At 53.7% G+C, this 17,694-nt stretch carries 13 protein-coding genes; 8 read left to right on the top strand and 5 right to left on the bottom strand.

Annotated features, from left to right (window positions below):
- Positions 1-45: 45 nt before the first annotated feature.
- A complete protein-coding gene (locus tag OOJ59_RS13045; protein WP_038634042.1) occupies positions 46-1,566 on the bottom strand; it encodes a methyl-accepting chemotaxis protein in 1,521 nt (506 codons plus the stop codon).
- A 430-nt stretch (positions 1,567-1,996) separates the two neighbouring features.
- Here OOJ59_RS13045 and ygjG point away from each other — a divergent pair, with 430 nt between their 5' ends.
- Positions 1,997-3,376, top strand: coding sequence for a putrescine aminotransferase (gene ygjG / locus OOJ59_RS13040; RefSeq protein ID WP_167371260.1), 1,380 nt, complete (start codon positions 1,997-1,999; stop codon positions 3,374-3,376).
- A 215-nt stretch (positions 3,377-3,591) separates the two neighbouring features.
- The gene (locus OOJ59_RS13035; protein WP_160956016.1) at positions 3,592-5,610 is read left to right on the top strand and encodes an NADPH-dependent 2,4-dienoyl-CoA reductase; all 2,019 of its coding nucleotides are present in this window, start codon (positions 3,592-3,594) and stop codon (positions 5,608-5,610) included.
- A gap of 55 nt (positions 5,611-5,665) precedes the next feature.
- Here the strand turns inward: OOJ59_RS13035 and rlmG are convergent, their stop codons facing one another.
- Positions 5,666-6,802 (bottom strand): 23S rRNA (guanine(1835)-N(2))-methyltransferase RlmG, encoded by a 1,137-nt coding sequence (gene rlmG, locus OOJ59_RS13030; RefSeq protein WP_160956015.1) that lies wholly within the window; start codon positions 6,800-6,802, stop codon positions 5,666-5,668.
- Positions 6,803-6,886: 84 nt separating this feature from the next.
- Here rlmG and OOJ59_RS13025 point away from each other — a divergent pair, with 84 nt between their 5' ends.
- The 4 genes from OOJ59_RS13025 (at position 6,887) to sstT (ending at position 11,183) form a co-directional block, all read left to right on the top strand.
- Positions 6,887-7,387 (top strand): M48 metallopeptidase family protein, encoded by a 501-nt coding sequence (locus tag OOJ59_RS13025; protein ID WP_160956014.1) that lies wholly within the window; start codon positions 6,887-6,889, stop codon positions 7,385-7,387.
- Positions 7,388-7,459: 72 nt separating this feature from the next.
- Entirely contained in the window at positions 7,460-8,458 is a 999-nt protein-coding gene (locus OOJ59_RS13020; RefSeq protein WP_160956013.1) for a Gfo/Idh/MocA family protein, read from the top strand.
- A 268-nt stretch (positions 8,459-8,726) separates the two neighbouring features.
- Positions 8,727-9,695, top strand: a complete 969-nt coding sequence (locus OOJ59_RS13015; protein ID WP_038642882.1) for a TerC family protein — start codon at positions 8,727-8,729, stop codon at positions 9,693-9,695.
- 243 nt (positions 9,696-9,938) lie between these two features.
- The gene (gene sstT / locus OOJ59_RS13010; protein ID WP_085048679.1) at positions 9,939-11,183 is read left to right on the top strand and encodes a serine/threonine transporter SstT; all 1,245 of its coding nucleotides are present in this window, start codon (positions 9,939-9,941) and stop codon (positions 11,181-11,183) included.
- A 16-nt stretch (positions 11,184-11,199) separates the two neighbouring features.
- Here the strand turns inward: sstT and OOJ59_RS13005 are convergent, their stop codons facing one another.
- The 3 genes from OOJ59_RS13005 to uxaC form a co-directional block, all read right to left on the bottom strand.
- Positions 11,200-11,754 carry a YgjV family protein gene (locus OOJ59_RS13005; RefSeq protein WP_069324372.1) on the bottom strand — a complete coding sequence of 185 codons (555 nt, stop codon included), beginning with the start codon at positions 11,752-11,754 and terminating at the stop codon, positions 11,200-11,202.
- Positions 11,755-11,862: 108 nt separating this feature from the next.
- On the bottom strand, positions 11,863-13,350 hold the full coding sequence (locus tag OOJ59_RS13000) for a UxaA family hydrolase (RefSeq protein ID WP_160956012.1): 1,488 nt from the start codon (positions 13,348-13,350) through the stop codon (positions 11,863-11,865).
- A 14-nt stretch (positions 13,351-13,364) separates the two neighbouring features.
- Positions 13,365-14,777, bottom strand: a complete 1,413-nt coding sequence (uxaC, locus tag OOJ59_RS12995; protein ID WP_160956011.1) for a glucuronate isomerase — start codon at positions 14,775-14,777, stop codon at positions 13,365-13,367.
- Positions 14,778-15,250: 473 nt separating this feature from the next.
- Between uxaC and OOJ59_RS12990 the strand changes: the two genes are divergently transcribed.
- Positions 15,251-16,552, top strand: coding sequence for an MFS transporter (locus OOJ59_RS12990; protein ID WP_032940740.1), 1,302 nt, complete (start codon positions 15,251-15,253; stop codon positions 16,550-16,552).
- Between the two features lie 134 nt (positions 16,553-16,686).
- Positions 16,687-17,463, top strand: a complete 777-nt coding sequence (exuR, locus tag OOJ59_RS12985; protein WP_038634073.1) for a transcriptional regulator ExuR — start codon at positions 16,687-16,689, stop codon at positions 17,461-17,463.
- Positions 17,464-17,694: the final 231 nt, after the last annotated feature.

The following is a 17,694-nucleotide window of genomic DNA, read 5'->3' as shown; positions in this document are numbered from 1 at the left end:
AGCAGGCGGAACCCGTGTCCGGCGTTGCGCCTGCTGTGGTTAAGATTAATGCAGCACCGTGACCGCATCTTCCAGACGGCCCGCGCGATGTTTCACCATCGCGGAAATCTGGGCGCTCTCTTCAACCAGTTCAGCGTTTTTCTGCGTAATGCTACTCAGTTCATTCACCGCCCGAGTCAGGCTGGAAAGACCATCGGACTGTTCCAGCGTTGAGTGGCTGATTTGCGCGATCAGTTGAGTGACGTTTTGCACCTGCGCCACAATATCGTCCATCGTACGCCCCGCGGCGTGCACCTGATCGGAGCCGGACTGTACCTTATCGGCGCTGGCATCAATCAGCTTGCGGATATCATTGGCCGCGCTGGCGCTACGACTGGCAAGATGACGCACTTCTCCCGCCACTACGGCGAAACCTTTGCCCTGCTCGCCCGCCCTCGCGGCTTCTACGGCGGCGTTCAAGGCCAGAATATTGGTCTGGAAAGCAATATCGTTAATCAGCGTGGTAATGGTGCCGATCCGCTGAGTGCTGTTGGCAATATCATCCATGGTTTTGATGACGATATCCATCGCCTCGCCGCCGTGTGTTGCCGCGCTGCTGGCAGCAATCGAGAGTTTATCGGCTGCGGCGGCGGTCTCAGAGTTTTGTTTCACCGACGCCGCCATCTGATTCATGGTGGTCACCGTTTCCTGCACATTCTCCACGGTCTGCTGCGTATGCTTGTTCAAATCATCACTGCCTTTTGCCAGCGTTTCGCTGTCGCTGCGCACACAACTCACCTGGCTGGAGACATCATGGATGAGCCAACGGCACATTAACCCCAGTTGCCCCACCGCTCGCAGCATCAAACCCAGTTCATCACTGCGGTTAAGATGCGACACGCTGTTGCGCTCACCGGTCGCCACTTTCAACGCCTGACGAGCAACATTCTCGATGGGACGCACAATTTGCCATTCGAAAATAGCCGTCCCCAGCAGCATTACCAACGCACTCATCAACAGTAACGGCCATTCGGCGCCCATTTGCTGCAATGCGGTCGCCAGTACGGCAAACATCAATGCCATCACGCTGCGTACCCGCCAGCGAATAGGCAGTGCCGGGAGTTTACCCAGCCAGCCTTTGCGTACCACCAACCCTTTATGAATACGTCGGTTGCAACGTCCTTCATTCAGCGCTTTATATAAAGGCTCTACCGTCGCAATCTCTTCGTCAGTTGCCCGGGTACGAATCGACATGTACCCGGTCACTCGCCCTTCCCGCACCATCGGCACCGCGTTGGCCCTCACCCAGTAGTGATCGCCATTCTTACGCCGATTTTTCACAATGCCGCTCCATGGTTCACCCTGCTTAAGGGTGTACCACATATCCGCAAACGCCGCTTTTGGCATGTCCGGATGACGAACCAGGTTGTGCGGCTTATCGAGCAATTCATTCAGTTGATAGCCGCTGACCTGGACAAAGGTATCGTTCGCATGAGTGATATAGCTTTGTAAGTCGGTGGTGGACATGAGGGTGATATCATCATCCAGCGGTGTATTTTGCTGACTAACGTAGGGATGAGAAGACATGGTTGCGTCCTGTGCAGGTTATCTGGTTGTTAACTCTTTCGGCTTATGTTATTTCGGCGATAATCTTTTTATCTTTAGTTGTTAAATTTGATTTAGATCGCAATTTGCGATTAAACCTCAAAATCTGTACGCATTCTAATTCGTTGATTTAAAATACTTTCATTAAGTAACTATTCAATTGCACGTCTTCCCCCGCACCGTGACAGTGCAAACATTGCCCATTTTTAGCGCAAATACGCGTTAATTCGATCTGTTTTCAGATGCAAAATCTGGGCAAAATGCCAGCAAATGTTAAATACTGGCATTAAATGTTGCGCAAATAAGATATTTCCTGGTGTTTATCCCGATTTTTGCTAAGCGCGCCGGAATGGCGCAATCCCTGCAATACTTAAATCAGTATCATGTGATACGCCAGCTCCGGGAGCATATTTTGAACAGGTTACCTTCCAGCGCATCGGCCCTGGCCTGCAGCGCACACGCACTGAATCTCATCGAAAAGCGCACGCTTGATCATGAGGAAATGAAATCATTAAACCGAGAGGTGATTGAGTACTTTAAGGAGCATGTCAATCCGGGGTTCTTAGAGTATCGAAAATCTGTAACTGCAGGCGGGGATTACGGAGCCGTAGAGTGGCAAGCGGGAAGCCTGAATACGCTTGTCGACACCCAGGGACAGGAGTTTGTTGATTGCCTGGGTGGTTTTGGCATTTTCAACGTGGGGCACCGTAATCCAGTCGTGGTTTCCGCCGTACAGAATCAACTCGCGAAACAACCTCTGCACAGCCAGGAGTTACTTGACCCGTTGCGGGCCATGCTGGCAAAAACCCTCGCCGCACTGGCACCCGGTAAGCTGAAATACAGTTTTTTCTGTAACAGCGGGACCGAGTCGGTTGAAGCCGCCCTGAAGCTGGCGAAAGCGTATCAATCGCCGCGCGGTAAATTTACATTTATCGCCACCAGCGGCGCATTCCATGGTAAATCCCTGGGCGCGCTGTCCGCCACGGCGAAATCCACCTTCCGTAAACCCTTTATGCCGCTGCTGCCGGGCTTCCGTCATGTGCCGTTTGGCGATATTAACGCGATGCGTACCATGCTCAGCGAATGTAAAAAGACCGGTGACGACGTCGCAGCCGTGATCCTCGAACCTATCCAGGGTGAAGGGGGCGTGATCCTGCCGCCGCAAGGGTATTTGACCGCCGTGCGTAAACTTTGCGATGAGTTTGGCGCGCTGATGATCCTTGACGAAGTGCAGACCGGCATGGGGCGTACCGGCAAAATGTTCGCCTGCGAGCACGAAAACGTGCAGCCCGATATTATGTGTCTGGCAAAAGCGTTGGGCGGCGGCGTGATGCCGATTGGCGCAACCATTGCCACCGAAGAGGTGTTCTCCGTCCTGTTCGATAATCCTTTCCTGCATACCACTACGTTTGGCGGCAACCCGCTCGCGTGTGCGGCGGCGCTGGCCACCATTAACGTCCTGCTGGAGCAAAATTTACCGGCTCAGGCAGAGCAGAAAGGCGATATGTTGCTGGATGGTTTCCGCCAGCTGGCGCGGGAATACCCGGATCTGGTGCACGATGTACGCGGCAAAGGCATGTTGATGGCGATTGAGTTTGTCGATAATGAAATCGGCTATAACTTTGCCAGTGAGATGTTCCGCCAGCGGGTGTTGGTCGCCGGGACCCTGAACAATGCCAAGACGATCCGCATCGAACCGCCGCTAACGTTAACGATCGAGCAATGCGATCTGGTGTTGCGATCAACACGCAAAGCCCTGGCAGCATTACGGGTGAGCGTGGAGCAGATGTAATACCTGTCGGATGGCGCTGCGCGTATCCGGCCTACGAAAGTTTGTCCTTTGTAGGCTCAGGCGTAGCCGCCATCCGGCGGAATCGTTCTCTGGCCCCATTCCTTTTTTGAATCCCATCACAATCACGGCATTCCCCTTTTCCCTTTTACGCTGCGACGGCTAAATTATTAACTCATCCGACCACATAACAATAATTTTACATACTGGACACCTTTATGAGCTATTCGTCGCTGTTCGCCCCGCTCGAGTTAGGCTTCACCACGCTTAAAAACCGCGTGTTGATGGGTTCAATGCACACCGGGCTGGAAGAGTATCCCGACGGGGCAGAACGGTTGGCCGCGTTCTATGCCGAACGCGCCCGTCACGGCGTGGCTCTGATTGTGACCGGAGGCATTGCGCCAGCGTTATCCGGCGTGGGTATGGAAGGCGGCGCGGTGCTCAACGATACCAGCCAGCTCGCGCATCATCGTGTGATTACCGATGCCGTGCATGACGAAGGCGGCAAAATCGCACTGCAAATCCTGCATACCGGGCGTTACAGCTATCAGCCGCATCTGGTGGCGCCTTCCGCCATTCAGGCGCCCATCAACCGCTTTACGCCGCATGAACTGACGCACGATGAAGTTCTGCAACTGATTGAGGATTTTGCCCACTGCGCGCAGCTGGCGCGAGAAGCGGGCTACGATGGCGTGGAAGTGATGGGCTCGGAAGGGTATCTCATCAACGAATTCCTGACCCTGCGCACCAATCAGCGCGACGACGAATGGGGCGGTGAGTATGCCAACCGCATGCGTTTTGCCGTCGAGGTGGTGCGGGCAGTACGTCAGCGTGCCGGCAATGACTTTATTATTATCTTCCGCCTGTCGATGCTCGATCTGGTAGAAAACGGCGGCACCTTCGAGGAAACCGTCCAGTTGGCGCAGGCTGTAGAAGCCGCAGGCGCAACTATTATCAACACCGGTATTGGCTGGCACGAGGCGCGTATTCCCACCATCGCCACCCCGGTGCCGCGTGGCGCATTTAGCTGGGTGACGCGCAAGCTGAAAGGTCATGTGACGATCCCCCTAGTCACCACCAACCGCATTAACGATCCTAAAGTCGCCGATGACATTCTGGCCCGCGGCGATGCCGATATGGTGTCGATGGCCCGTCCGTTCCTCGCCGATGCCGAACTGCTGTCAAAAGCGCAAAGCGGACGGTCGGATGAGATCAATACCTGTATCGGTTGCAACCAGGCCTGCCTGGATCAGATCTTCGTCGGCAAAGTCACCTCTTGTCTGGTGAATCCACGCGCCTGCCATGAAACCAAAATGCCGATCGTTACAGCCACTGTGCCGAAAAATCTGGCGGTTGTCGGTGCGGGTCCTGCTGGCCTCGCGTTTGCCATTAATGCCGCCGCGCGCGGGCATCACGTAACGCTGTTTGACGCCCATAGCGAGATTGGCGGACAGTTTAATATCGCCAAACAGATCCCCGGCAAAGAAGAATTCTATGAAACCCTGCGCTACTACCGTCGGATGATCGACGTGACGGGCGTGACGCTAAGGCTGAACCACGTTGTCACCGCGCGCGATCTGGAAACTTTTGACGAGGCGATCCTCGCCAGCGGGATCGAACCGCGGATGCCGCCGATCGAGGGGATCGATCACCCGAAAGTGTTGAGCTATCTTGACGTCCTGCGTGATAAAGCGCCGGTGGGTAAACGCGTCGCCATCATTGGTTGCGGCGGGATCGGTTTTGATACCGCCATGTATCTGAGCCAACCCGGCGATCCCACCAGCCAGAACATCGCGGAGTTCTGTGTGGAATGGGGGATCGACACCAGCCTGCAACAGCCTGGCGGATTACGCCCGGAAGGTCCGCACTTATCCCGCAGTCCGCGTCAGATAGTGATGTTGCAGCGCAAGGCCAGCAAACCAGGGCAAGGTTTAGGTAAAACGACGGGCTGGATCCATCGTGCCACCCTGCTCTCACGCGGCGTGAAAATGATCCCGGCGGTCAGTTACCAGAAAATTGATGATGATGGATTACACGTCGTATTGAACGGCGAACCGGTAATCTTTAACGTGGATAACGTGGTGATTTGCGCCGGACAAGAGCCATGCCGTGAGCTGGTCGATCCTCTCCACGCGGCAGGTAAAACGGTGCATCTGATCGGCGGCTGCGATGTGGCGCTGGAACTGGATGCCCGCCGCGCTATCGCGCAAGGCACGAGGCTGGCACTGGAAATTTAACGTCATGTCTTTCGTAGGCCGGATAAGGCGCTCACGCCTTATCCGGCACACGCGATTACCGACGACGACCTAATTTCACCGATTTGAGAATCACAAACTTATTATTGGTGGCGATGGTCTCGCAGTTGCCGAAAATCTTCTTCAGCTTGTGGAAGTAGTCGAGGTGACGGTTCGCCACGATATACAGCTCGCCGTTGATTTTCAGGCAGCGACGGGCGTGGTGGAACATTTCCCACGCGATATTATCGGTCAGCGCGTGCTTCTGATGGAACGGCGGGTTGCACAGCACGGCATTAAAGCGGAACGGCTCAACCCCGGACAGCGCGTTGTTAATCATAAACTCGCAGCGATCCAGCGCCTCAGGCATATTACTTTCGACGTTCAGACGACTTGACGCCACCGCCATCGGCGATTCATCCACAAACACTACGCTGGCTTCTGGGTTTTTCGCCAGCAATGTCAGGCCAATCACGCCATTCCCACAGCCGAGATCGACAATCTCTCCTTCAAGATTTGCAGGCAGGTGCTCAATAAAGAAGCGCGCGCCGATATCCAGTCCGGTACGAGAGAAAACGTTGGCGTGGTTATGGATAGTCCAGTCGGTACCTTCCAGCTTCCAGCTTAGCGTTTGCGAAGCAGCGGCAAGTTCAGGTTTGCTGAACGTACAGTTGATCAGACGGGCTTTTTTCCACGCCAGCGTCGTGGTGGTTGGACCCAGCACCTTTTCAAACAGCTCCAGCGTCGAGGTATGAATGTCGCGTGCTTTCGCTCCGGCAATAATCCGCGTTTGCGGCGTCACCACTTCACGCAGCGCGCGCAGCTGTTGCTCCAGCAGCGCCATGGTTTTAGGAATTTTAATCAGCACCACGCCCGGCGCCTGCGGATAGTCAGCGGTGCTGTCGAGGAACTTGACGCTCGATTCGGCGATGTCGTTGTGACGCAGATTCTCGCGCGTGGCCAACTCGCTTAAATAGGAGTCGCCAATGCTGTACGGCGTATGTTCCGCCAGCGCACAGCCCAGCGCGCCGAAGGTATCATTCAGGATCAGCACCGGGCCGCTAATCTCGGTATCGTCCAGCTGTTGCAGCAGATATTCATCCGCCGCTTCCCACGCCAGCAGCGGGTTAACGTCATCCGTTTCCGGGAAACGTTTAAGTGACAGCGAACGGAAACCGTTGTCTATGTGGCTCATCGGCCCTCCTGAATGGTAAAATTTCGGCGTATCCCTGAAAAGGGTGCGTGAGTATACACTTTTTATACTTTATATGGGGCAATAATGAGTCAGTTGACCTATCTGCAGGGCTACCCGGAGAACCTACTTGATCAGGTACGCACATTAATTGCCGAGCAACGTCTGGGATCGGTATTAGATAAGCGCTATCCCGGCACGCATGATTTCGCGACCGACAAAGCGCTCTGGCAATATACGCAAGATCTGAAAAATCAGTTCCTGCGTAACGCCCCGCCGCTGAATAAGGTGATGTACGACAGCAAGATCCATGTTCTGAAGAATGCGCTGGGACTGCATACCGCCGTTTCTCGCGTGCAGGGAGGCAAGCTAAAAGCCAAAGCGGAGATCCGCGTGGCGACCGTTTTTCGCAATGCCCCGGAACCCTTCCTGCGAATGATCGTGGTCCATGAACTGGCGCATCTGAAAGAAAAAGAGCATAACAAAGCGTTTTACCAACTGTGCCGTCATATGGAACCTCAGTACCATCAACTGGAGTTCGATACCCGCCTGTGGTTAACGCAACAATCGTTAAAGCAAAGTGCGTAGTCGCGCACTGGCTTTGTCTTCAGGGCATGCTAAATTGACGAAAGGATCCCTTTTAGCAGCCTGAAGGCCTTTATGATACGTTTCGCAGTAATTGGCACAAACTGGATCACTCGCCAGTTTGTCGATGCCGCCCATGAAACCGGCAAGTATAAGTTAACCGCAGTTTATTCCCGCAGTCATGAGCAGGCACAGACCTTCGCCAACGATTACCCCGTCGAGCACCTGTTTACCTCGCTGGAAGCGATGGCCAGCAGTGATGCGATTGACGCCGTCTACATCGCCAGCCCAAACTCCCTGCACTTCCCGCAGACAGAGCTATTTTTGCAGCACAAAAAGCATGTCATTTGCGAAAAGCCGCTGGCCTCAAATCTGGCGCAAGCTGAAGCCGCTATCGCCTGCGCGCGCGAAAATCAGGTGGTGCTGTTTGAAGCATTTAAGACCGCCAGCCTGCCTAACTTCCTGCTGTTGCAGCAAGCGTTACCCAAAGTGGGCAGAATCAGGAAAGCGTTTATCAATTACTGCCAGTACTCCTCGCGTTACCAGCGCTATCTGGACGGTGAAAATCCGAATACATTTAATCCGGCGTTCTCTAACGGTTCGATTATGGATATCGGCTTTTACTGCCTGGCCTCAGCGGTTGCGCTGTGGGGCGAACCACAGAGCGTGCAGGCCAGCGCCAGCCTGCTGGAAAGTGGTGTGGATGCCCACGGCGTGGTCGTACTGAATTACGGTGATTTCAGCGTCACACTCCAGCACTCCAAAGTCAGCGACTCGGTATTAGCCAGTGAAATTCAGGGCGAGTCGGGTTCGCTGGTCATTGAGCATATCTCTGAATGTCAGAAAGTATGCTTCGTGGCGCGTGGTGGCAAAACGCAGGATCTGACGGTGCCTCAGCATATCAATACGATGCTGTATGAGGCAGAGACATTTGCTCATCTGGTTGAATCTGGCGAAGTGGATCATCCGGCACTAAGCGTCAGCCGGATCACCGCCAAACTGCAAACGGAAATTCGCCGTCAGACCGGCGTGATTTTCCCCGCAGACGAAACGGTGACGTCGCTGACTGCGTAAAGGTATGTAAAACGAATGTTGCAGGCCATTGACTGCATCCATGGCCTGTAATATTTTGTAACCCGCAAAGGGGAGTAACTTCGTTGTCGGTTGATCGTCATTACGATGTGTGCAAAACCACATCCGGTCACCGGGCAACAACAAAGGAATACGCTAGCGTATTCCTTTGTTGTTGTAAGTGAGACCTTGCCGAATGGCAAGGTCTATGCATAAAAAGCAGCGGCTAACGTCATTCGGCGTTGGCCGTTTTTTTATGCATGGGGGAATTATGAATACTGTCGGCACACCGTTGTTGTGGGGCGGCTTCGCTGTTGTGGTGGTGATTATGTTGGCCATCGACCTGCTGCTACAGGGTCGTCGTGGCGCACATACCATGTCGATGAAGCAGGCGGCAGCCTGGTCCATCGTCTGGGTCACGCTGTCGTTACTGTTTAACGCCGCATTCTGGTGGTATCTGGCCCAAACGCAGGGCCGCGCCGTTGCCGACCCACAGGCGCTGGCGTTCCTTACTGGCTATCTGATCGAGAAATCACTGGCGGTAGATAACGTCTTTGTCTGGTTGATGCTGTTCAGCTACTTCTCGGTACCGCCTGCGTTGCAGCGTCGGGTACTGGTGTATGGCGTACTGGGCGCGATTGTACTGCGTACGATTATGATCTTCGCAGGTAGTTGGCTTATCGCCCAGTTCGAATGGCTGCTGTACGTGTTTGGCGCGTTCCTGCTGTTTACCGGCGTGAAGATGGCGCTGGCGAAAGAAGACGCTTCCGGTATCGGCGACAGACCGTTAGTCCGCTGGCTGCGTAGTCATTTACGCATGACCGATACCATCGAAGACGAAAAATTCTTCGTGCGTAAAAACGGACTGCTGTTCGTCACGCCGCTGATGCTGGTGTTGATTCTGGTTGAGCTGAGTGATGTCATTTTTGCCGTCGACAGTATTCCGGCAATCTTCGCCGTCACAACCGACCCGTTCATCGTGTTGACCTCGAACCTGTTTGCTATTTTGGGTCTGCGTGCGATGTACTTCCTGCTGGCTGGCGTGGCGGAGCGTTTCTCCATGCTGAAATACGGCTTGTCGGTCATTCTGGTGTTTATCGGTATTAAGATGCTGATCGTCGATTTCTACCATATCCCGATCGCTATCTCGTTAGGCGTGGTGTTCGGTATTCTGTTCGTTACGCTGGTCGTGAATGCGTGGGTTAATCACCAGCACGATAAAAAGCAGCAAATACAGTAACTTTCATTCGCTAGCTGAAAAGCCCGACAACACACTGCGTGCGTCGGGCTTTTTGTTTGTCATGTCAAAATAATGTTAATTTAAAGTTATAAAACATGATCTGAACGCAAAAATCAGGAGATTTCGCTTTCCGGGACTTCATCTTTCCTTATACTCAACCAGGCAAACACTTTGTTACATCCAGAAAGATGCGTCATCAGAATGCACACTGGATGAGCAACAACACAATGAAAGGATTACTACATGACTACGCAACGTTCATCGGGGCTGCTCTCGCGTTTGGCGCAAGGGAGCCTGGTTAAACAAATTTTGATCGGTTTAGTACTGGGGATATTGCTGGCGCTGGTGTCAAAACCTGCTGCAGAAGCCGTCGGGCTGTTGGGTACGCTGTTCGTTGGCGCATTAAAAGCCGTGGCACCTATTCTGGTCCTGATGCTGGTTATGGCGTCCATCGCTAACCACCAGCACGGACAAAAAACCAATATCCGTCCAATCCTGTTCCTTTACCTGCTGGGAACATTTTCCGCAGCATTAGCGGCGGTTGTCTTCAGCTTCGCTTTCCCGTCCACACTGCATCTTTCCAGCAGCGCCAGCGACATCGTGCCGCCATCCGGGATTGTCGAAGTCATGCGTAGCCTGCTGATGAGCATGGTTTCTAACCCGATTGATGCTCTGCTTAACGCCAACTATATCGGCATTCTGGTATGGGCCGTCGGCCTGGGTTTTGCGCTGCGTCATGGGAATGAAACGACCAAGAATCTGGTCAATGATATGTCTAACGCCGTCACCTTTATGGTGAAGCTGGTGATTCGTTTCGCGCCGATCGGTATTTTCGGTCTGGTCTCCTCTACGCTGGCAACGACCGGTTTTGCCACCCTTTGGGGCTACGCTCAACTGCTAGCCGTGCTGGTAGGCTGTATGCTGCTGGTAGCGCTGGTGGTTAACCCGCTGCTGGTATTCTGGAAAATTCGCCGTAACCCGTATCCGCTGGTGCTGGCCTGTCTGCGTGAAAGCGGCGTGTATGCCTTCTTTACCCGCAGCTCCGCGGCAAACATTCCGGTGAATATGGCGCTGTGTGAGAAGTTGAATCTGGATCGTGACACCTACTCAGTGTCTATTCCGCTGGGGGCCACCATTAATATGGCGGGTGCGGCGATCACCATTACCGTGCTGACGCTGGCGGCGGTGAATACGCTGGGTATTCCGGTCGATTTACCGACGGCGCTGTTACTCAGCGTGGTGGCTTCGCTGTGTGCCTGTGGCGCATCGGGCGTGGCGGGTGGTTCGCTGCTATTAATCCCGCTGGCGTGCAACATGTTCGGGATTCCGAATGACATCGCCATGCAGGTGGTTGCGGTTGGCTTTATCATCGGGGTGCTGCAGGACTCCTGTGAAACGGCCTTGAACTCTTCTACAGATGTTCTGTTTACCGCTGCAGCCTGTCAGGCAGAAGACGAACGTCTGGCAAATAACGCCCTGCGCGGCTAATCTCTGCTCCCCTCCGTCATCGGGCGGAGGGGTTCTTAGCTTGTACGCTTTTTTCAATTTTGAACGGATCAATTCCGCGTTTTTGCATCCGCCGGAAGCGAATAATGTTCAGGCCGTTCATAACCAGAAAACTCCCTTCGATCATCGTCCCGCCAATCGATCCCAGCCAGAAATTATGGATAACCCAACAGGCGGTTGCGCACCACATAACGCAACGCACGGTTAACCCCTGGCAGCGAAACAACGCCCAGGTGCTGGCCAGCGTGCCGATTATCGGCAACAGCTCCATCGCATGCTGTAATTTCGCAAGTCCGAGAACCAGGGTGAGGATAATAAAAACGGTCATTACCCACAGTTTGCGGGTATGCATCGAGACGAGTGTGCGGATAGTATTAAGCTCGGCACTCATTCCTGCAGGCCAGGCGCCCATCAGGAAAAAATGCACACCAATGGTGGCACTATAGACAGCGAGTTGCAGCCGGAACCGACGCTCATCGCGATTGAAAAAGGTGGTAATGCCGATTAGAAAGGCGATGACACCTACGCCCTGAGCCAGCCAATACGCGGTCATGCAAGCAACCCCAACTCCATTTCGTAGGCCGGATAAGGCATGTTCGCCGCCATCCGGCCACGGTTTGAGCCTGATGGCGCTGCGCTTATCAGGCCTACATATTTACAATCAAAGGGTTACGCCGCTTTTAAAGATAGCCAGTTCTCTAAAATCGTTTCGCTCGTTGCAGGTTTGCTTACCGTTGGCGATATCGACGATGGTATCGACAAATTCTTCCAGTAACTGCGGCATCGCTTTGCCGTGGATCAGTTGTCCGGCGTCAAAATCGATCCAGTGCTTTTTCTTCGCTGCCAGCTCGCTGTTGGTAGCAATTTTCACCGTCGGCACAAATCCACCGTACGGCGTACCGCGACCGGTACTGAACAACACCATATGACAGCCCGCGCCCGCCAGTGCACTGGTGGCGACTGCGTCGTTACCCGGTGCGCTCAGCAGGTTCAGGCCGTGCGTTTTCAGACGTTCGCCGTAGCGCAATACGTCCACCACCTGGCTGGAACCCGCTTTTTGGGTACAGCCCAGCGATTTATCTTCCAGGGTGGTGATACCACCCGCTTTGTTCCCCGGCGATGGGTTCTCGTAGATCGGCTGGTCGTGAGCAATGAAGTACTGCTTGAAGTCATTCACCATGGTGACCAGTTTGCCGAACGTTTCTTCGTCACGGCAGTGGTCCATCAGCAGTTGCTCGGCGCCGAACATTTCCGGTACTTCGGTCAGCACGGTGGTGCCGCCGTTGGCAATCACGTAGTCGGAGAAACGGCCCAGCATCGGGTTGGCGGTAATGCCGGACAGACCGTCAGAGCCGCCGCATTCCAGACCAAACTTCAACTCGCCCAGCTTACCAGGTTCACGCTTATCGTTACGCATCACGTTGTACAACTGGTGAAGATGTTCGATCCCCGCTTCCACTTCGTCTTCCTGGTGTTGACAGACCATAAAGTGAACGCGATCGGGATCATACTCGCCTAAGGTTTCGCGAAAAGCGTCAACCTGGTTGTTTTCACAGCCGAGGCCGACCACCAGCACTGCGCCCGCGTTCGGGTGGCGCACCATGTTTTGCAGCATGGTGCGGGTGTTGATATGGTCGTCACCCAGTTGTGAGCAGCCGTAGGTGTGGCTGAAGAGATGCACGCCGTCGATACCTTCGGCGTCGTTGGTCTCTTTCAGGAAGCGATTCTGCATCTGACGGGCCATGGCGTTGACGCAGCCTACTGTCGGCAGGATCCACAATTCGTTACGCACGCCAACATCGCCGTTGGCACGACGGTAGATCTGTACATCACGATCCGCTGGTTGCGATTCAGGTTCCTGAAAGTCGGGTTGATAGCTATATTCATCCAGATCGCTCAGATTGGTACGCGTGTTATGAGCATGAATATGCTCGCCCGCCGCGATATCCACCAAAGCATGGCCGATCGGTAGGCCATATTTCATGACGTTCTCACCCTGTGCGATCTCGCAGAGTGCGAATTTATGACCACGAGAGACCGCCTGGCGCAGGGTTACCGCCTGCCCGTCAACGGTCACGTCGGTTCCTTCAGCCAAATCAGCGAGCGCTACCGCAACGTTATCCAGCGTATGGATCTTGATGTATTGCATATCAACCCCGGACCTTAGTTCAGTTCAATGGCGAAATAATCGCGCGCATTGTTGAAGCAAATGTTTTTCACCATTTCACCCAGCAGTTGGATGTCGGCTGGGGCTTCGCCCGCAGTAACCCAACGACCGATCATCTGGCACAGAATACGACGGAAGTATTCGTGACGGGTGTAAGACAGGAAGCTACGGCTGTCGGTCAGCATGCCGACGAAGCGGCTCAGCAGGCCCAGTTGCGCCAGCTGTGTCATCTGACGTTCCATCCCGTCTTTCTGATCGTTGAACCACCAGCCGGAACCGAACTGCATTTTGCCCGGCATGCCTTCGCCCTGGAAGTTACCGATCATGGTGCCCAGCACTTCGTTATCGCGCGGGTTCAGGCAGTACAGAATGGTTTTCGGCAGCAGGTTCTGTTCGTTCTGCTTACTCAGCAGTTTGGACAGTTCTTCCGCCATCGGACGGTCATTGATGGAGTCGAAGCCGACGTCCGCGCCCAGCAGTTTGAACTGACGCAGGTTGTTATTACGCAGCGCGCCGATGTGGTACTGCTGTACCCATTCGCGACGTGCGTATTCTGCACCGAGGAACACCAGCACAGCGGTTTTGAACTGGGCGACTTCATGCTCGCTCAGGGTTTCACCGGTCAGACGACGAGCCAGGATGCTATCCAGCTCCGCTTCGTTAGATTCCGCGAAAAGGACAACGTCCAGCGCGTGGTCAGACACTTTACAGCCGTGAGCGGCGAAGTGGTCCAGACGTTTGGTCAGCGCGGTCTGCAGGTCAGCGAAACGACGGATATCGGTGTCAGAGACTTCACCGAGCTTGGCCATGTAATCGTTAAAGGTCGCCAGTTCGATGTTGAAGGCTTTATCCGGCCGCCAGCTCGGCAGCACTTTCACATCAAAACTTCCGTCTTTGGCAACGGCGGCGTGATGCTCCAGAGAATCGATCGGGTCATCGGTGGTGCCGACCATTTTCACGTTCATCTGCTGCATGATGCCACGCGCGGAGAATTGATCCTGCGCCAGCAGTTCGTTGCACTGGTTCCAAATTTCGTCAGCCGTTGCCGGAGACAGCAGCTTACCTGTAATACCAAACGGGCGACGTAACTCGAGGTGGGTCCAGTGGTACAGCGGGTTACCGATAGTGTGCGGAACCGTAGCGGCCCAGGCATCAAACTTCTCACGATCGGAGGCATCGCCGGTACACAGGCGCTCAGCGACGCCGTTGGTACGCATCGCACGCCACTTATAGTGGTCACCCTTCAGCCAGATGTCATACAGGTTATTAAAACGGTAGTTTTCAGCGATTTGTTGCGGTGGTAAATGGCAGTGGTAATCGAAGATCGGCTGGTCTTTGGCGTAATCATGATACAGACGGCGGGCAAATTCGGTATCCAGCAGGAAATCTTCAGTCATAAACGGAGTCATTATCGTCTTCCTCTCAACGAGTGCGTCAGATTGCTTATGTTTTGATGTTGACAAAGTTATCACACCAATTTCCACACCCCGAAGATATTTTCGTGAGTTAGATCAACAAATGATGACAAAAAAATTACTCTCAAAGAGGTAAATCATGCCTCAGGCCGCGCCAGTACTGGCTTTGCTGAATCGAAATAATGACCACACGAAGATTCACACTTTTGTGATGGCACTCACCTTTTAAAGTTGTATGACAAGTTATCTTTTGGCCGTCGCGATACATAAGCCGACGGAATGCAAATTACCGATGTATCAACATCGGATTGACCGGTACGGAAACCGAATTAGCACAACTATTGACATGGCAACGTTCGGGGAGTACCGGCTTTTTTTTCGGTTCCCCCCTCGTAAAAGAACATCCTCCGCCCTGAACTGGAAGATGACCGCTCGTTGGCGGACATAACAAAACGATGAGGTTTTACATGCGTAAAATTAAAGGGTTACGTTGGTACATGATCGCACTGGTGACGCTTGGCACCGTGTTGGGTTACCTCACACGTAACACTGTGGCGGCAGCTGCGCCGACTCTGATGGAAGAGTTACACATCTCCACTCAACAGTATTCCTATATCATCGCAGCGTATTCTGCTGCTTACACCGTAATGCAACCCGTGGCAGGTTACGTGCTTGATGTACTCGGCACCAAAATCGGTTACGCGATGTTCGCCGTTCTGTGGGCCGTCTTCTGTGGCGCGACCGCACTGGCTGGCAGTTGGGGCGGACTGGCGCTGGCGCGAGGCGCGGTAGGTGCAGCTGAAGCCGCAATGATCCCGGCTGGCCTGAAAGCCAGTTCAGAATGGTTTCCGGCAAAAGAACGTTCCATCGCCGTGGGTTATTTCAACGTTGGTTCTTCTATCGGCGCGATGATTGCACCGCCGTTGGTGGTCTGGGCTATCGTCATGCACAGTTGGCAGATGGCATTCATTATTTCCGGCGCCCTGAGCTTCATCTGGGCGATGTCCTGGCTGGTGTTCTACAAACATCCACGCGACCAGAAAAAACTGTCTGATGAAGAACGTGATTACATTCTGAACGGCCAGGAATCACAGCATAAAAACACGACCTCGAAGAAAATGTCGCTCGGCCAGATCCTGCGTAACCGCCAGTTCTGGGGCATCGCGCTGCCGCGTTTCCTGGCAGAACCGGCGTGGGGGACATTCAACGCCTGGATCCCGCTGTTCATGTTCAAAGTCTACGGCTTTAACCTGAAAGAAATCGCCATGTTTGCCTGGATGCCAATGCTGTTTGCTGACCTGGGCTGTATCGTTGGGGGTTACCTGCCACCGCTGTTCCAGCGTTGGTTCGGCGTGAACCTGATCGTGTCCCGTAAAATGGTGGTCACCATGGGCGCGCTGCTGATGATTGGCCCTGGCATGATTGGTCTGTTCACCAGCCCGTACATCGCTATCGCCCTGCTGTGCATCGGCGGCTTTGCTCACCAGGCGCTGTCCGGTGCGCTGATTACGCTCTCTTCTGACGTATTTGGTCGTAATGAAGTGGCAACCGCGAACGGTCTGACCGGTATGTCCGCCTGGCTTGCAAGCACGCTGTTTGCTCTGGTCGTTGGCGCGCTGGCCGACACCATCGGTTTTAGCCCGCTGTTCGCCGTGCTGGCGGTATTCGACCTGCTTGGCGCGTTGGTCATCTGGACGGTACTACAGAACAAATCAGCCAGCGAGATAGATTCAGGTCCACAGACGGGCGATCCCGCGACGCAAAGTTAACCAGATGCGATACAGCAAGGTTATTTAATGCTAAGCCGCCAGCTATCTGGCGGCTTTTTTGTCCTCGCGAGTGGAGGCGTAATCGCAAAAGTGGTATAACAAATATAGTCTGCCGTATCATGCCTGGAGCGCATATGGAAATCACTGAACCACGCCGTTTATACCAACAACTTGCCGCTGATCTTAAAGAACGCATTGAGCAGGGCGTCTATCTGGTGGGTGACAAACTTCCCGCCGAGCGCTTTATCGCCGATGAAAAAAATGTCAGCCGTACCGTGGTTCGTGAAGCGATTATCATGCTGGAAGTTGAGGGCTATGTTGAGGTGCGTAAAGGATCGGGGATCCACGTCATCTCTAACCAACCCAAACATTATGTTGCTCCCGACGAAGGTCTGGAATTCGCCAGTTACGGTCCTTTTGAGCTGCTTCAGGCTCGACAGCTCATTGAAAGCAACATTGCCGAGTTTGCCGCCACTCAGGTGACCAAACAGGACATCATGAAACTGATGGAAATTCAGGAGAAGTCGCGTAATGAAAAAAGCTTTCGTGACTCCGAATGGGATCTCCAGTTCCATGTGCAGGTCGCGCTGGCCACGCAGAACTCCGCCCTGGCCGCCATCGTGGAAAAAATGTGGACTCAGCGTATTCACAACCCTTACTGGAAAAAACTGCACGACCACATCGACTCGCGTACAGTAGATAACTGGTGCGACGACCATGATCAGATCCTGCGGGCGCTGATTCGCAAAGATCCCCATGCCGCGAAACTGGCGATGTGGCAGCATCTGGAGAACACGAAGCAGATGCTGTTTAACGAAACCAGCGATGATTTTGAGTTCAACGCGGACCGTTACCTTTTTACTGAAAATCCGGTCGTTCATCTCGATACGGCCGCTAACGGCGCAAAATAATCAATCTTATCGATACAGGCGTGACGAAGCGCCTGTACCTGATGCTTGGTAAGCATTAGGTATAAAATGTCAGCCTGTGTAAATCCTCTCGCCTCCCTCTAATGCGATAAGCAAAATCAGAGTTCAGCAACCGTAATTTCTATAACGGACAACGTTGACCTTTGTTACAATTAGATGCTATTTGAATTTTTGTGTTTAAGAGCTTGCTAACTTCACAACTTCACAGGGAAC

It is taken from the genome of Citrobacter sp. W9, assembly GCF_026719375.1.
Taxonomy (GTDB): Bacteria; Pseudomonadota; Gammaproteobacteria; order Enterobacterales; family Enterobacteriaceae; genus Citrobacter; species Citrobacter werkmanii.
The sequence above is the reverse complement of the archived record's forward strand: the minus strand, read 5'-3'. Positions and strand labels throughout refer to the sequence as shown.